Annotated in this window: 14 protein-coding genes; 4 read left to right on the top strand and 10 right to left on the bottom strand. The window is 48.6% G+C overall.

Features of this window, described 5'->3' with window-relative positions; all coding sequences use genetic code 11:
* Window positions 1-101 precede the first annotated feature (101 nt).
* Both G441_RS0100695 and nagZ read right to left on the bottom strand, forming a co-directional pair.
* Window positions 102-1,481: an SLC13 family permease gene (locus G441_RS0100695; RefSeq protein WP_034474055.1), complete on the bottom strand. Its 1,380-nt coding sequence runs from the start codon at window positions 1,479-1,481 to the stop codon at window positions 102-104.
* The gene (gene nagZ, locus G441_RS0100690; protein WP_026374576.1) at window positions 1,474-2,487 is read right to left on the bottom strand and encodes a beta-N-acetylhexosaminidase; all 1,014 of its coding nucleotides are present in this window, start codon (window positions 2,485-2,487) and stop codon (window positions 1,474-1,476) included. Before nagZ ends, G441_RS0100695 begins: the two co-directional genes overlap by 8 nt.
* 128 nt (window positions 2,488-2,615) lie before the next feature.
* Between nagZ and G441_RS0100685 the strand changes: the two genes are divergently transcribed.
* Together G441_RS0100685 and G441_RS0100680 are read left to right on the top strand one after the other, a co-directional pair.
* A complete protein-coding gene (locus G441_RS0100685) occupies window positions 2,616-4,895 on the top strand; it encodes a penicillin acylase family protein (RefSeq protein ID WP_026374575.1) in 2,280 nt (759 codons plus the stop codon).
* 88 nt (window positions 4,896-4,983) lie between these two features.
* Window positions 4,984-7,152, top strand: coding sequence for a TonB-dependent receptor (locus G441_RS0100680; protein ID WP_026374574.1), 2,169 nt, complete (start codon window positions 4,984-4,986; stop codon window positions 7,150-7,152).
* Between the two features lie 25 nt (window positions 7,153-7,177).
* Here G441_RS0100680 and G441_RS0100675 read toward each other — a convergent pair whose 3' ends face one another.
* Together G441_RS0100675 and G441_RS0100670 are read right to left on the bottom strand one after the other, a co-directional pair.
* Complete coding sequence (locus G441_RS0100675) at window positions 7,178-7,864, bottom strand: response regulator transcription factor (protein ID WP_084407226.1); 687 nt, start codon at window positions 7,862-7,864, stop codon at window positions 7,178-7,180.
* Between the two features lie 66 nt (window positions 7,865-7,930).
* A complete protein-coding gene (locus G441_RS0100670; RefSeq protein ID WP_156896242.1) occupies window positions 7,931-11,104 on the bottom strand; it encodes an ATP-binding protein in 3,174 nt (1,057 codons plus the stop codon).
* 311 nt (window positions 11,105-11,415) lie between these two features.
* On the opposite strand from G441_RS0100670, the gene G441_RS20040 reads away from it, so the two are divergent.
* Complete coding sequence (locus tag G441_RS20040) at window positions 11,416-11,793, top strand: BrnT family toxin (RefSeq protein ID WP_420806130.1); 378 nt, start codon at window positions 11,416-11,418, stop codon at window positions 11,791-11,793.
* A gap of 5 nt (window positions 11,794-11,798) precedes the next feature.
* A complete protein-coding gene (locus G441_RS0100660) occupies window positions 11,799-12,023 on the top strand; it encodes a BrnA antitoxin family protein (RefSeq protein ID WP_026374570.1) in 225 nt (74 codons plus the stop codon).
* A 195-nt stretch (window positions 12,024-12,218) separates the two neighbouring features.
* Here the strand turns inward: G441_RS0100660 and G441_RS17555 are convergent, their stop codons facing one another.
* Genes G441_RS17555 through G441_RS0100630 form a run of 6 tightly spaced genes read right to left on the bottom strand, consistent with a single transcriptional unit; the run spans window position 12,219 to window position 16,622 of the window.
* Entirely contained in the window at window positions 12,219-12,800 is a 582-nt protein-coding gene (locus G441_RS17555) for a hypothetical protein (RefSeq protein ID WP_051275234.1), read from the bottom strand.
* A 37-nt stretch (window positions 12,801-12,837) separates the two neighbouring features.
* Window positions 12,838-13,704 (bottom strand): 23S rRNA pseudouridine(2605) synthase RluB, encoded by an 867-nt coding sequence (gene rluB / locus G441_RS0100650; protein ID WP_026374569.1) that lies wholly within the window; start codon window positions 13,702-13,704, stop codon window positions 12,838-12,840.
* Window positions 13,704-14,324, bottom strand: coding sequence for an SMC-Scp complex subunit ScpB (gene scpB, locus G441_RS0100645; protein WP_026374568.1), 621 nt, complete (start codon window positions 14,322-14,324; stop codon window positions 13,704-13,706). The genes rluB and scpB overlap by 1 nt, the downstream gene beginning before the upstream one ends.
* On the bottom strand, window positions 14,324-15,142 hold the full coding sequence (locus tag G441_RS0100640; protein ID WP_026374567.1) for a segregation and condensation protein A: 819 nt from the start codon (window positions 15,140-15,142) through the stop codon (window positions 14,324-14,326). Before G441_RS0100640 ends, scpB begins: the two co-directional genes overlap by 1 nt.
* Before the next feature lies 1 nt (window position 15,143).
* Window positions 15,144-15,764, bottom strand: coding sequence for an L-threonylcarbamoyladenylate synthase (locus G441_RS0100635; protein ID WP_026374566.1), 621 nt, complete (start codon window positions 15,762-15,764; stop codon window positions 15,144-15,146).
* A 15-nt stretch (window positions 15,765-15,779) separates the two neighbouring features.
* Window positions 15,780-16,622, bottom strand: coding sequence for a PHP domain-containing protein (locus G441_RS0100630; RefSeq protein WP_026374565.1), 843 nt, complete (start codon window positions 16,620-16,622; stop codon window positions 15,780-15,782).
* Window positions 16,623-16,875: the final 253 nt, after the last annotated feature.

The following is a 16,875-nucleotide window of genomic DNA, read 5'->3' as shown; positions in this document are numbered from 1 at the left end:
TACAGAAAGTGTAATAAACAACAATGGTTTAATTGAGAAAATCAGGTTAATTGCAGTGAGACCACCGCCTGCGCGGTGGAGACGTAGAGAGGGAATGAACTTCACCTTGTCACATATACCACCAGCGACACCACCACAGCTACGATTACGTTCAGCACCGCGCCTTCTCTGGCCATATCCTTGATGCTGAACTTATCTGTGCCATAAACGATGGCATTAGGTGCCGTTGCAACCGGCAGCATAAAGGCGCAGCTGGCGCTGATAGCGGCGGGCATCATCAGTATTGCTGGGTCGATATCTGCGGCGAGCGCCGCACTGGCCAGAATGGGCATTAACAGGGTCGCAGTGGCGGTATTAGACGTAATTTCCGTCAGGAAGGTCACAAACAGGCACAGCATCAGGATCATCACCAATACTGGCAGTGCCGAGAGGCCGGTTAACCATTCTCCCATCAGTGCACTCAAACCTGAATTCATAAACGCTTTGGCAATACATATGCCACCAGCAAAAAGCAGTAACATGCCCCACGGAATCGATGCTGCCGTTTTCCAGTCCAGCAGCATATCAGGCCTGTCCTTTTCATCGGTTTTACCATCGCCTGAACGCACCAGGAACATTAATACTACACCTGCCAGAGCAATTGTACTGTCCCCCACGTTGGGCGTATTCAGCCACTGCGTCCAGTAAGGGCGCAGCACCCAGGCAAGGGCAACAATGGCGAATACGATTAAGACGCGTTTTTCAGCCTGTTGCCACGCACCCACTTTGGGTAACTTACACTCTCCCAGTGCGCCAAGGTGGCGAGTCAGCCACCAGGCCATCAACGGAATAGCAATCAGTACTATCGGAATGCCAGTTTTCATCCAATTTAGAAAGCTGATCTCCTTGCCCGTATTTTCCAAGTAAACACTCATAAAGATAATGTTAGGCGGTGTGCCGATTGGTGTGCCTACACCTCCTAAGCTGGCTGCATAGGCGATGCCAAGCAGCAGTGCGACTGCCACGCGACGATCTTCAACGTGCGCCACAATAGCCAGGCCAATCGGCAGTAACATCAGCGTTGTCGCGGTATTGGAGATCCACATACTTAAAATGGCAGCTGTGAGCATAAATGCCAGCACCAGACGCGAAGCACTACTACTTCCGGTTACTTGCAGCATGTAATAGGCCAGCCGCGTATGTACGTTAGAGCGCTCCAGCGCTTTGGACAGCATAAAGGCGCCCATCAACAGCACGATCACATGACTACCGATGGATGAGGCGGCCTGCTGATGGGTCAACACGCCACTTAAGGGAAACGCCACAAATGGGATAAGTGAAGTGACTGGTATAGGTAACGCTTCGGATACCCAAAGTATTGCCGTAAATAATGTAATGGCGGCGGTAAAACAGATCGCCTGTGGTTGTCCTGCGGCGTAAAGTCCACCACCCAACAGCAGAGAGCTCACTAAGGCAATAAAAATCAGCTTATAATTAGCCATGCTGCACCCGATTCGCCAGTTCTGATGCCTGTTGCCAACGTGTTGAAGCGTGAAGTTGCTGCAACGTTACTGAATTTTGTGGCTTTAATTTGCGCGCCCTGTCACTGGTTTGAAAGTCACTGGGCAGTCCATCCAGTACCTGTGCTGCAGCTTTGCTGTCATTGCACACCAGACCAAGGTCACAGCCTGCTGCAAATGCAGCCTTGGCACGTTCCAGATGGTCCCCCGCCACACTTGCGGCCTGCATAGACAGATCATCAGAGAAAATAACGCCGTCAAAGCCCATCTGCCCGCGTAGAATGCCCTGCAGCCAGGTGGATGAAAAGCCGGCCGGGTGTTCATCCACATCGGGGAAAATGACATGAGCAGGCATGACTGCATCGAGCTGTCCTTTATCATGTAAAGCCGAGAAGATAGCCATATCCACCGACAGAATGTCATCTTTAGACCGCCTATCTACTGGCATGGCTATGTGGGAGTCTTCTTTTACATTGCCATGACCCGGAAAATGTTTTCCAGTCGCACTCATGCCAGCGTCACGCATGCCCTCAATAAAGGCACTGGCCAGCTCGATAACGAGTTTGGGGTCGCTGTGAAAACTGCGATCGCCAATGACATCACTGTTACCCCAGATATCTAATACGGGTGCAAAGCTGACGTCGATATCAAAGGCGCGCAGTTCGCTGGCCATCAGCCAGCCCATTTCTGTTGCAAGCTGGGTCGCACTGACACCATGCTGCTGTGCCCAAGGCATCAGCTTGCCCATGGCAGGAATATGCGTGAAACCCTGTTTAAAGCGTTGTACCCGCCCTCCTTCATGATCAACACACACCAACACATCCTGTCTGGCATATTCCCTTATCTGCTGCATCAGTTCCGTTAACTGACGTGGCTCGGCATAGTTTCGTGAGAATAAAATCACGCCACCTACCAGTGGATGTTCGAGCATATCTTTCTCTTCTGCGCTGACATCTTCACCAATTAAATCGATAACTACCGGGCCCATTCACTTGCTTCATAAAGTTTCATTGCGGTCACTATAAAGCAGCCCCTGAATGAAGAAAAGTGCAGGGGTCGACACTTCTCACAATTGTGGCACTATGGCCTTGTGACTCGACATAAAAATAAAAACTGATGAAAAAATACCTGCTACGCATTCCCCTCATTCTCATTGTTGCCGCTTTCGCCGCTCTCTTTGCCATTCTCTATTCGAGTATGCCATCGCTTGATGGCGAACGTGAAGTGAGCATGCTCTCTGCTGACGTATCGCTGGGTCGGGATAACATCGGCACCGCGGTAATAAGCGGTGAAAATCGCGCCGATATTGCGTTTGCGCTGGGCATGGCACATGCTCAGGATCGATTGTTTCAAATGGATTTACTGCGTCGTAATGCCGCCGGAGAGCTGTCGGAAATATTTGGTAAGCGAGCGCTTGAAACAGACAAATCACGACGTTTTCATCAGTTCAGACAGCACGCAAAACGCGCAGTTGGCCATCTTACTGAGCATCAGCGAGAAGTGCTGAATGCCTACACCGCCGGGGTCAATGCTGGCGCAAAAAGTCTGTTCAGCAAACCGTTTGAATACTGGTTACTGGGCGCTGACTTCTCTCCCTGGAAAGCGGAAGACAGCCTGTTGGTCAGCTATTCCATGTACCTGGACTTACAGTTATCACAGGTCAATCGCGACCTGGCTCTAACCATGCTGGAAAAAGAATACGGGCCGCAGATGACTGCCTTTATTATGCAACCTGGCGACTATCAGGCTGCATTGGATGGCTCTGAATATGAAACCGGAACGGTCGCGGTCCCTGAGCTAATAAATGCCAGCCATACATTGGCAGCGAATCTTGTTCACCCAGATCACGAGGTAGGCAGTAATAACTGGGCAGTCACCGGTCAGGTAACCGATACCGGACATGCCATGCTGGCCGATGACATGCATTTATCTCTGGGGGTGCCTATCATCTGGTATCGCAGCCAGTTTAACCTGACCGGCGATAATCCCATATCAATAACCGGAGTCACCCTACCCGGTACGCCACTAATGATTGTAGGCAGTAATACCCATATCGCCTGGGGCTTTACCAATGCTAATCTGGATAACGCAGACTGGATTGAACTAAGTGATGACACGCCGCTACAGGTCGTTTCAGAAACCATTAACCTGCCGGATTCCAGTGAAACCGTAACCTTTTCACGTTCAGAGTATGGTCCGGTCAAAGAGATTAATGGAAAGCGCTTTGCCCTGGCGTGGACCGCTCACCAGCCTTATGCAGTGAATCTGGAATTACTGGCATTTGAGCACGCCCAAAATGTTGAGCAGGCGCTTAACATCGCCCCTAAGGGGGGCATTCCTTTACAAAATCTGGTTGTCGTAGACAGCTCAGGGAATGCCGCGTGGACCCCCATGGGCGGGTTAACGGCGCGTCAGAAGCCGTCTGTCACTGCCTATCCGCAGGTGCAGTACGACAGTCGCTGGGCAAAGTCAGAAGGTCAGCGCCCTGTAGTTTATAATCCAGACAATCAGCGCATCTGGACCGCCAATGCCCGAGTGATGTCGATAGAGGACATGGACCGCTTTGGCAATGGAGGCTATGCAGTCGGCGCCAGAGGTAAACAAATACGCGACCGCTTATTGAAGAAAGAAACGTTTACCGAACAGGATTTTTATCGCATTCAACAGGATAACGAAGCGCGATTTATGCGTCCGTGGCAACAATTACTGAGCCAGATCCTGAGTGGTCAGGATGAATTTACTGACGACCTGACATACATCAATGACTGGCAAAGCTGTGCGTGCGCCGAATCTATAGGTTATACCCTGGTCAGATATTTTCGTTCAGAGGTACACAGTGCCCTATTTGCGCCGTTACAAAAGACGCTTGAACAACATGACTTAAGCCTTTCACCCGTTCTACGACACATGGAGCCAGCCTCATGGCAGCTTTTGACCGAACAGCCACAAACGTGGTTGCCCAAAGAATACGCGTCGTGGCCAGCCTTTTTGGCGGATGCCTACAGACAAAGCAAACAGCGACTTTTTGATAACTATGCAGACGGTAAACAGGATTTTGCGGCGTTACGCTGGGGCAAGGTCAACGCGCTGACCGTCACCCATCCACTGGCCTCTGCACTTCCGCTTATTGGCAGGTACCTGAATATGCCCGAGGCTGAGGGCTTTGGCGACAGCTATACACCAGCCGTGCAGCGCAATCGGTTTGGCGCTTCACAGCGATTGGTGGTTCAGCCCGGACGGGAGAAATTTGGCATTCTGACCATCCCCGGTGGACAATCCGGTCACCCGCTGTCTGATTACTACGCCAGTGGATTTGAAGGGCACGTTAACAACAGCGGTACGCCATTATTGCCGGGAGCTATTGAGCATAAGTTGATTTTGAGTCCTACCCCCTGAAACATCAGGAGTTTTACGCTACGTAAAGTTGAATATTCGTGCATTTATCCTAGGCTGAAAAGTGACGCATCCACATGGAAGCCACGTAATGCGCGCTATTTCTTTTATTCTCTGTTTTTTTAGTATTTCTGTGTATGCGCAAGATACGTCACTGTTTGACTTATCTCTTGAAGAGTTACTCGAGATCAACCTAGCGGGGGACGTGGTCAGTTCGCTCGAATTAAACAAACGTCCTGAAACAGGAAACGCTGCCAATCTCACCCACCTGCAGCTCCCGAAATCAATTGAAATAATGAATTCAGACTCAATCAGTGCGCGAGGGATCTCCAACGTCATTGAAGTCGCTGAAAACATGACGGGTATTATATCTGGCGAATCCCCCTCAGAGCCCTACAGCTTCAGTTTCAGAGGGTTTAGTCGAGATTCAGTCAATATGGTGTATGACGGTATCTCAATTGGCGTAGCAACCTACAACACTCGACCATTGAATACCTTTAATATCAAACAAGTTGAGATTACAAAAGGTCCGGTGGTTCTGACCGCTGGACAAGGTGGCGCAAGTGGCACCATCAACATCGTGTCAAAGAAAGCGCGCCTGGTGAAATATCACACCCGAGAGTTATTGGTTTCAGCAGGCAAATTTGACTCAAAGTCGGTTAATTTAGGGTTGTCTGGTCCTTTGAATGACAGGGTTGGGTATCGCGTTGACCTGAGCAGAAACAGCTCTGATGGATGGGTAGATGACTCATACTCCTTCGCAACAGATTTATCAGCATCATTGCTGTGGCAATTGTCCACTTCTGTGGAGCTATTTTTTTCAATCAAGTCTCATAAGGACGAGCTCCCTGCTTATTGGGGAACTCCCTTCGTGCCCGAGCACGTCGCGCGTTCTCCGAACTCAAATGTGATAACGGGTGATAATGGTTTTGTAATTGACGAAACAACGCGCCTCACAAATTACAATGTCACAGACCATGAGATTTCGTCAGACAGCATGTGGAACAGGATAGATTTAACCTGGCGTGCAGGCAGTGAGGTGTTATTCAAAAGTAGCCTCTACTCTTTTAATGCAGACCGACGCTGGAAAAACGCAGAAAACTACTTCTATAACACGAGCATCGCTGAAGTGGAAAGAGACAGGTTGCTTGTTGAACACGACCGAAAAAATTGGGGCGCTCAAGCACAACTGTCTTTTCAGCATGACGCATTTGGTAATAATAAAACCACGCTTATCGCCGGATACCATGTCATTAATTTTGATAGGAATGTGGGTTTCAACTTAGATAGCCCCTCACTTTACTGGGATGCTGTCGATCTTTATCAGCCTGAGTCTGGAGAGTTTGGGTTTGTAGATTTACGCAGCGACGCGCTGGAACAAAGAACCAGCAATGTAATGATAACGAACGTCAGCGATGTTTCTGACGCTCTTTCCTTACATGTTCAATTGCGCCATGAATCTATCCACTTCGACCGTCTTTATATCAACTGGGACGGAACCGTGAGAGATCGCTCGACGCTTGAAACAACATTTCAAGAACAAAGCATAAGCATAGGGCTGAATTATCAGCCGGACGATAACAGCTCAATTTATTCGCACTATGTGATTTCTCATGACCCCGTATTTAGTGACTATCGCTTTGTTTATGACGTAGCGAATTTGACACCTTCTGACGTGAGACAAATTGAAATTGGCTACAAGGGCGTGTTTGATGAGCAGAGAACTGAGCTAACGGGAGCGGTTTATAAGCTGACCAAAAGAGTCAATACTCAGCCAAGTGCCAATAACGTATTTTTTGACAGTGACGCTGACAGTATCGGCCTTGAACTGTCGTTAAATAGTCACTTGTCAGATAACGTAAGCATCGGTATTAATGCCGCCATAAACAACACCGATTTCGGCCACTACTTTGATCCTGAAATAGGCTTAGATGTCAGTGGCAATACACCGGTCAATGTTCCGGAAAAAATGTTGAATCTCAGAGCATCTTACCAGTTTGACGAACTGCCAATAGAAATTGGAGCAAGCTCTAATTATGTTTCATCGCGTTGGGCCGATTCACAGAATACGGTGCAACTTAACTCTTACACATTGCACAAACTATTTTTGGCTTACCACGGTGAGCAATACTATGTCGGATTACATGTAAACAATGTATCAGACGAAATATATGGCCCATGGAGTGACATTTATTACCCTAATCAAGTGATTTTGGGACCACCAAGAAATATTGAATTTACCTTCAAAGCGAACTTCTGACGCAATTGCCGAATATGTATAGTATTCAAGCAGAGGTCAGCATATAGCCCTCACCACGGATGGTCATCAGTTTACTGGGGGGCTTGTTGGTGTCATTTAGTTTTTTGCGTAAACGGCTGATGCTGATATCTACCGCCCGGTTGGTTTCAGGCATATCCAGTTCGGTACTGGCATCAATAATGTGGTCACGGCTGACCGGCTTATCGATATGGTGCGCCAGGGTGAGTAGTACCTTATATTCATGGGGCGTAAGCTGGACCTTATGCCCGCTTGGCGCAGTTAGCACGTTAGCGCGCTCGCTTAAGCTAAACCCGTGAAACTGTAAGGTGTGACCCTGCTCTTCCGCCTCACTTGGCTCGCCTATCAGATTAAAAATGCGCAGCTTAAGCTCATTAAGTGAAAAAGGTTTACCAATGTAATCACGGGCGCCCATTTCTAGTCCGGCGATTTTATCATCATCAGACTTACGCCCTGAGGCTACAATTATCGGTATTTTCAAGCGCTGAGTGAGCTTGCGCAGGATGACCAGGCCGTCCTCGTCGGGCAATGTCAGGTCAAGCAATATTAAGTCGAACTCCTCGCTATCAATGCACTGGAAGCACGCACGAGCGGAGTCCGCCTGCGTGACATCAAACCCCGTCAGGGTCAAAAATTCGTTCATTACTTGCCTGAAACAGGCGTCGTCTTCAACAATCAATACTCTCTTTGTCATACCCTGGCAACGTCTTCCATCTATCCTCGTAGGGATTCTTTATTATTATCATTGCGTTAATTTTGCCTACCCTGACAACACCGCCTTGGTTTGTCGGTGGGCCCGTATTACCTGCAATATTTTATCTTGAAGTAGTGCAAAGGTGATCGGTTTTGTCAGCAGTGCAGATAGCCCAAGCTCTTCCAGCTTCGCCTCATTCATTGGCTGGCCATAACCACTTACCATCACAATCGGCACGGTGTCTGAAAACCGGCGGACTTCCTGACATAGCATTTCACCGCTCATGACTGGCATGTCAAAGTCGGTCACAATGCAGTCGATATGCTCATAATGTGACTTTATGTGCGCCAGTGCAACACCCGGATCGTTGAATGTGTCCACCTTAAAGTCATTAACAGCAAATAGTTCGCGCCATACCTTGGTGAGATCCTTATCGTCATCAACTACCACCAGATTAAACGTATCGTGCTGAAACTCAGCTATTGTCAGCGTTTTGGATGTGTTGTCTTGTAGTTTCACCAGACGAGTAAAGCGCATGATGAAGGTAGTGCCCTGCCCCTCCTGGCTTTGCACATCAATACTGGCGGTGTGGCCATCGATAATACGTTTCACTATCGACAGACCGAGACCGGTTCCCTGTCCTTTAGGTTTGGTCGTAAAAAACGGGTCAAAGATGAAGGGCAGGCTGTCTTTTGGTATGCCACAGCCGGTATCTTCAATTCTCAGTATGAGCTCATCTTCAGCATGACTGGCGGCGAGGCTGACTTTTACATTGCCGCTATGATTGTGCGTATTTTGGATAGCATTAATGGCATTATTCAAAAGGTTAACAAACACCTGCTGTAACTGTGACTCATTACCCATCACCATGCTGTCATACGTTACGCTTGATGAGTAGGTTAACTTGATGTCACTGGGCAACGTCGGATTAATTAACTCAACGGTATCATCCAAAAGCGCTGACAAATTAACAGGCTCAAACTCGGTCGTTTCCATGCGCGAGAACGACAAAATCTGATCGGTCAGCTTGGACGCCCGGTTCGATGCACTTAAAATCGCATTGAATAGCTTTAGATTCTGTGCGCCAGTCTGACTATCTGCCGATTGATTATAAAGCAGACCGAGTTCCGCATTGCCCATCACCGACGCCAAAACGTTACTCATATCATGCACAATGCCACCCGCCAATGTTCCGATTGCCTGCATCTTCTGAGATTGCAGCAGCTGTTGCTGAAGTTGTTTAATTTCAGTCAGATCCTGTACGGCTATAATGTTGGCAACGCGATGATCGATTTCATCATACACATTTGAGCCTGTTACTAGAGCCGGGAAGTGTTGTCCATCCCGCCGATAGCACTCTGTCTCATGGACCCAGGTGCCGTGGCTTTCTGTCGATTCCAGCTCTTGCATAACCTGAGGCAGCACCTCTTTTATCTGCCGCCCCTCAAAATACCGAAGCGCCGAGCCATGCATATCAGCGAATGCCTGATTGACCCGCTCAATAATCGAACCATCCTCGGATGTAATGGCGATGCCGATACCACTGGACATAAACAATCGTTTCCAGATCAACAATTCATTCTCGAACTGTCGCTGCGCGGTAATATCGCGGATCAGTAAAAGATGAGTCTGCTCGATGGACTGACTAACAGGGTAAAAACGCACCTCAAATACGCGTTCGTCAGCGGCATTAACACTGTCAGTAACCTGACTGTTATCAGCCAGATAACGTTGGAAGGCTCGGTTAATGCCGTCAATCAGAAGACGATGTTGGCCTGACGACTTTTTAATGCGTTCAATAGACAAGCCGCGTCCAACACTTTGAGTGAGACCAAAAAAAGCATTGAAGATAGCGTTAGACCATTCTACCGTGGCGTGACGGTTTAAAATAACGCACATGTCATCAATACTTTGCGTCACCAATGCCAATTTTTCGATTTGTGCCATCTGTCTGCGATTCTCCCGAACCTGCTGGTTCAGGCTGTCGATGGTCTCGCTTAACGTTGTTTGATATTGGTGGGCTGAGTGCCTGAGCTCCGCCACCTCTTTTGTTTCAAAACTGGTTTCTTCCAACAGGCTGCCCGTTACTCGCTCGCCACGACCAAAGTGTTCAACCAGATCTGATAGCGGCTCGGATATTTTTCTAGACAACCATGCCGCTAATAATATAGCCACGACGACCGCCACTAACATGACCACTGCCGTGCGGTAATAATTGTCCAGAACGCTGTACTTGATCGCACTGTCGGGGATGGATATAGCAATTTTCCAGTTGATACCAGGCACTTCATTCAGCGTAAAATGGCTAAAGTGATACAGCTCTGTGCCATTTAAAAAGAACTGTCGATAGGAGCCTGCCGGGCTGTTGTCGATTTCTTGCTCAGCAGCAAGAATAAACGGGTCCGAGCTTTCATCTACCCGCAGCATACGTACCTGTTGACCGTCATTAATGAACGGCTGCTCATCCCCTGAAGACGCGATGATATTGTTATCGCTGTCAAAAATAACGGCGTGACCAGATGACGGCAACATCATGGTTTTTAAAATATTGCCGATGCTGGACAGCAGTACGTTGTTGCTTATTACCCCAAGAAGCTCACCCTGCCTGGAATACACAGCAAGGCTGTGAGGCAGGGCCAGCGAATCGAAGGCGTGATAAGCAAAAATGTCACTCCAGCCTGAACGTGCATTGGCAACAGCCGATTGATACCAACTGCGTTCCGTTACCTTAAACCCACTTGAACGTAAAGTTTGTATGGTTGGCTGGTTATTCACATCCAACCGGTATAGCGCAATGGATGATGGGTTATCGCTATCAGTATGTAAAAACTCGATGCGCGACATATCTCGCAGATAGCCGCAAAATCGATCATCTGGTGTCGCAAAATATAAGGCAGAAATCTCAGGAAACTGGCTAAGCTGGGCGTGTAAAAGCGCGTGCAATGCGTCGTGATTGTCGTCCTCTACTAAGGTCACGGCCGCGGCGGCATTCATATAGTTGAGTTTCGCCTGATTCTGCAATGTTCTCTGCAACGAATCACTTATGCCAAGCCTGCGCTCTTCAAACAATGATTCGGTATACATTGACGCGGAGCGCTTGTGCTCGTAGTAAGTTAACCCGCCCAATAACAACGCGACAACCAGCAGCAACACCGCAAATACGATTGCCGTGACTACGCTCAGGGAGGGTCGGTCGTTAAGCATCAGGTCGCCCGTGTGCATGCCATTTTGTCGACGCACTCCTTGTCTACAAAATCACCGTTTTTTTATTATTCAGCTAGCATAAAGCACAAAGATACTGCAGAACAAGTGCCTGTATTAGAACAGTCCACATATCAATACAGTTTGTTTATTTTTACGTACAAGTGTTGGCTAGGAGCGAATACCCATCATTTACACCTCCGAGCGGAAGCTCAGTTTAATAAACCATCTGATAGCCACCACCGCAGCCTCATAGACTCCACCGCGGCCTAATAGTCACCACCGCGACGTCGGTGGTCTGCTGAAGACCAGCAACAGACATACAATGATTAGTTTGTTCCTCTGGTTTGATGGCGCTTACGCCACAAACCTCCTTCACATCTCTTGAGCTATCAAGATTCTTAGTCATTTTTGACAGCTCCCTATTATGTACATACACTGTACATATGATTGAGTTTAAATGGGACAATGCAAAGTCCGCCTCAAACCTCAAAAAGCATGGCGTTTCGTTCGAAGAGGCCAAGTCGATTTTCTATGACGAATATGCTGTTCAGTTTTTTGACGACGCAAATTCACAATTAGAAGAAGATCGTTTTTTGATGTTGGGAATGAGTAACGAGGCGAGATTGCTTCTAGTGTGTCACTGCGAAAGAGATGTTGGCAACACTATACGGATCATATCTGCGCGAAAAGCGACTCGAAATGAAAAGAAATTTTATGGTGGTTAATGACTATGAAAGATGAATATGATTTATCTACAATGAAGTCAAATCGAAATCCATATGCTAGCAAATTGAAAAAGCCGGTAACGATGAGGCTTAGCGAAGATGTCGTGGACTATTTTAAAAGTATGGCGGAAGATTCTGGCGTGCCGTATCAGAGCTTGATCAATCTTTATCTAAGAGACTGCGTAGCTCAGCACAGGAAAATAGATATATCTTGGGATGCTAAAAACTAAGGAACCTTTCGAACTTGATAAGTAATTCCGCATTCGGATGAGTGCCCGGAATAAGCACCATTAGAGACACTGGGGCAGCCCGAATTACGACCGGCTGGAATACGTCCCAGGGAGACCCTGATTTTCATCAGGGAGACGAAATGGTGAACGTACTCAAAAACACCCGTTATCATATGTATGAGAAGCAGGCCCGGTTTAGTTATTTGTGTCGCTTGATGGCTGTTGCAATGGCGTCATATTGCGACCTAACTCTTCAAGCCACTGCTGACGAGCTAACTGCAGATAAGATTCCGTCTGTGTCTCATTGTCTGCCATCTCCTCTGCAATCTGTAGAATTTGCTGATCTCGCTGCGCAATGAGCTGCTCCGCTCTCTCGAACAGGTCCTGCGCTTCAGGATAGACTTTTTTTAACTCCTCAATGGGCATGAGCGCATAGTAGTGGGCTTCGAATTGCTCAAAGAACAGTTGACGGCGCGCTTTAAACAGCAAGTATTCTTTTGCTTGACCACTCTTAAGGTAATCAATATCTCGCTGGCTCAAGCCTGCTTCTGTGGCAACCTGTGCGGCGAGTGCCAGTGCATCGCTCAATGCCTGAGGCTGATTGGATTCGGCGGTTTGACGAGCAGCCAATTCTAAATCGGAGGCAGACAGGATTTGGTCAAGTGTGATCGCCGGCTGCGCAACAGGATCGGTTGCTACAGGTTGTTGCGCGTCTGGCCAGAACGTGAACGTAGCAATAATAATTACAACAACGACTGCTACGACTACTTTCATCATGAATCACTCTCCTTTACTACCTTGTTGCTTTTCTGGTTTATTTTATCAATCGGCGACGACGATTGTTGGCTTGTGATTTATGCTTTTTCACCGAACGTCGCATTCTCATCAATCGCACATGATCGAGTTTTTCATCCGTCTCGGTCACAAAGGTTTCAGTCTCTGCATTGAGTCCAACTGACTGACGTAGTGCATTGACGTCATCCAAGGGTAATTCCAGCCATGCGCCCTGTGGCAAACGCGGGTTCAGTGCCAGCGGGCCATATTTAACGCGTATCAATCGACTAACCTGAAGTCCCTGAGATTCCCACAGTCGTCGCACTTCGCGGTTTCGGCCCTCTTCCAGGGTGACATTAAACCACTGGTTCAGCCCGTCACCATCACCGGTACGATGTGTCACTGTGGTGAAACGTGCTTTACCATCCTCCAGTTCGACACCATTGCGCAGTCGATTGAGCATTGCCTGCTCGACCTGACCAAATACGCGCACTGCATACTCACGCTCAACCTGATGACGGGGATGCATCAATCGGTTCGCCAGTTCGCCGTCATTGGTAAATAGCAGTAAGCCGCTGGTGTTCAGATCCAGTCTGCCAACGGCTATCCAGCGACCCGCATTGATGTTAGGGAGTCTGTCGAAAACCGTCGGTCGGCCTTCCTGGTCATTGCGACTGCAAATCTCTCCCTCGGGCTTGTTGTACATTAACACCCGGCACACTGACTCTTTGTTTTGTGTATTCAGTGGCTTACCGTCAACGCGAATGGTCTGGCCCGGCTCAGCCCTTTCTCCCAGCTTGGCAACGTTGCCATCAACAGAGACACGTCCCTGCTCAATCCACTTTTCCATTTCACGGCGTGAACCAAGCCCTGCATTTGCCAATATTTTCTGTAATTTTTCGCTCATTAATGAACCTGTTGATTGTTGGGCGATGCCTGTTCAGCACTCACCTGAGAGGCGTTCTCTGCATCTGTGTTTTGTTCGTCAGATACGCCCTCTATAAAGCTATCGATAGGCGGCAGCTCATCCAGACTCTTTAATGTAAAGTAGTCCAGAAAGTGACGCGTTGTGGCATAAAGCGCCGGACGGCCCGGTACCTCTTTGTGCCCAACCACCTTCACCCACTGCCTTTCTGTCAGGGTTTTGATAATGTGGCTACTAACTGACACGCCTCGAATATCTTCTATTTCACCCCGTGTGATGGGCTGGCGATAGGCAATCAGCGCAAGGGTTTCCAGCATTGCTCTGGAGTAACGTGGCACGTTCTCTTGCCAAAGCCGCCCAAGCCACGGACTCAAACTGTCCATTGACTGGAATCGAAAGCCGCTGGCTAGTTCAACCAGTTGCACACCACGTGGCGCATAATCCAGTGTTAATTCAGCCAGTGCTTCGTTCAACGCACGGGTCGACACGTCCAAATCCATTAGCACAGTCTGCTGCATTCTTTCTTTACTGAGTGGTTCGTCAGCGACGAAAATGGCGGCTTCGATGAGTTGTTTTAGTTGTTGTTTGTTAATTTTTGCCATTACATGCTCGCTTTCACATGAATGCTGCCATACGGCTGTGTCTGCACCAGTTCAATCAGTGATTCTTTCACCAGTTCCAGAATCGCCAGAAAACTGACTACTACGCCGGCTTTCCCCTCCTGACGGGTAAACAGTTCGTCAAAGGTGCAGTATTTGTCAGCACTAAGACGCTCAAGGATAAGGCTCATACGCTCTCTGGTGGACAATGCCTCACGTTCAATGTGATGATGCTCAAACGCTTTGGCTCGCTGCAATGCCCCCTGCAATGACAGCACCAGCTCCTGCATGGCCACCGTTGGCAGTACTTTTACCGGCTCTACATCCGGGTGTGCAGATGCTGAGGCGCTAAACAGGTCACGTTCCTGTCTGGGTAATCGGTCAATCTCTTCCGCCGCCTGCTTGATAATTTCATACTCACGCAGACGTCGAATTAATTCGGCACGAGGGTCGCCCTCGTCATTTTCATCGTCAGTGCGCTTGGGCAGCAGCAAGCGGGATTTAATTTCACCAAGGATGGCCGCCATTAAAAGGTACTCTGCCGCCAGCTCAAGCTTCAGGTCTTTCATGACATCAACATATTCCATGTACTGACGGGTGATTTGCAGCACCGGCAGATTTACGATGTCAAACTTCTGCTTGCGGATAAGATACAGCAATAAGTCAAGTGGCCCCTCGAATGCATCAAGAATGACCTCCAGTGCATCGGGCGGGATATACAGATCCTCGGGCTTTTCCAGCACCGCCTCACCATTGACGAAGGCGAGCGGTAAAGGTTGCTGTACTGGCGTATTGGCGTTGGCCGGAAGATCTTCTTTCATATTACTGGAATGGCTCCGGATCGCCTGCACCATAACGGATAATCTGGCTCTCACCTTCAGACAGGTCGACCACGGTCGTCGGTTGTTCGCCAAGATAGCCACCGTGGATAATCAACCCAACCTGCCGTTCCAGTTTGTCGCGAATGTCATCAGGATCAGACTCCGCCATATCCGCACCGGGTAAGATGAGGGTTGTCGACATCAGTGGTTCCCCCAGCATTTCCAGCATAGACAACGCAATGGTGTTATCAGGAACCCGTATCCCAATGGTCTTGCGCTTAGGGTTTTGCAATCGACGGGGTACTTCTTTGGTCGCTTTGAGAATGAAGGTGTACGGCCCTGGCGTATTGTTTTTAATTTGTCTGAACGCGGTATTATCCACTCTGGCATAGGTTGATAACTCAGACATATCGCGACACATTAACGTGAAGTTATGGTCCTTGCCAATATCTCGAATACGACATATCTGTTCAAGCGCGCGTTTGTCCTCCATCTGGCAGCCAATGGCATAGCCTGAATCAGTCGGATACACTACCACCTCGCCCTGAGCGATAAGTTCGCAGGCCTGTTTTAACAATCGCGGCTGTGGATTGTCTGGATGAACATAGAAAAATTGGCTCATAGTGTAAGCATGCCCTTATGCCACTGATAAAGTCCAGTCTTTCCAGACTGGTTCAAGGTTTTCTGGAAAACGGCCTACCCGACCCAATTCTGTCCAACGACCCGGGAAGTGAAAATCTGATCCTACCGATCCCTGTAACCCATATTTGTTGGCAAGTTCAGCCATAAGACGCTGCCGATCGCTGGATAATCCCGGGTGGCAGACTTCCATTCCATCGCCACCCGCGGCACAAAAATCAGTCAATAATCGACGCAGCCATTTGGTTTTCATGTCGTAGTGCCCTGGGTGCGCGACTACTGCCTTGCCACCCGCATCGTGGATCCATTTTACTGCCTCTTCAATGCTGATCCATTGACTATTGACGTAAGCACGCTTGCCCTTACCCAAATATCGATTAAATGCCTGTTGCGGCTGACTAACAATGCCTCGCTGGACCAGCACTCTGGCAAAATGTGCTCTCGTAATATGACCCACACCGGCCAAACGCTGAACCTGCGACAGACAATCCTCAATCCCGGCTTTGGCAAGCTTATCGGCAATCTGTACTGCGCGTTCATGACGTCTTGCTGCCTGATCTTGCAGTCTCTTCTTAAACGCTGCGTCCTGATAATCCACATTCAACCCAACAATGTGGATCTCAAAGCTGCGCCAGCGTGTAGACAGCTCAGTACCGGGAATAATGGTCAGAGGCCGGCTCTGTTCTGTCTGACACTGCATTAATTCATGAATGCCGTCGACACTGTCATGGTCGGTCAGTGCCAACACATCCACCTGCATATTGTGGGCTCGGGTCACCAGTTCTGCGGGTGAGAGCGTACCGTCTGAGTAGTGGCTGTGGCAGTGCAGATCAAATTTCATCAATTAGTCTAGTTTGTCGTAATTTAGGGTTGACAGCATCGCGCTTTTGCTTTTACCTATGCATAGTTTACGCGAAGAAAAGATCGCTAAGAATTATACGCATCAACACGCCACATCTACAGAGAAAAAAGGCGGGTTGTTAATAACAGAGTCAGAACAGCAAGGTTTACTCCGATTTCATGACACAAGTAATCACAACTTCACAACATATCTGGTGGTGGCACGTCTCTTCCGACGGGCTTTGGTGATTTTT

Source organism: Aestuariibacter salexigens DSM 15300 (assembly GCF_000429145.1).
GTDB lineage: Bacteria > Pseudomonadota > Gammaproteobacteria > Enterobacterales > Alteromonadaceae > Aestuariibacter > Aestuariibacter salexigens.
Note: the sequence above shows the minus strand (reverse complement) of the source record. Positions and strands in the feature narration are given on the sequence as shown.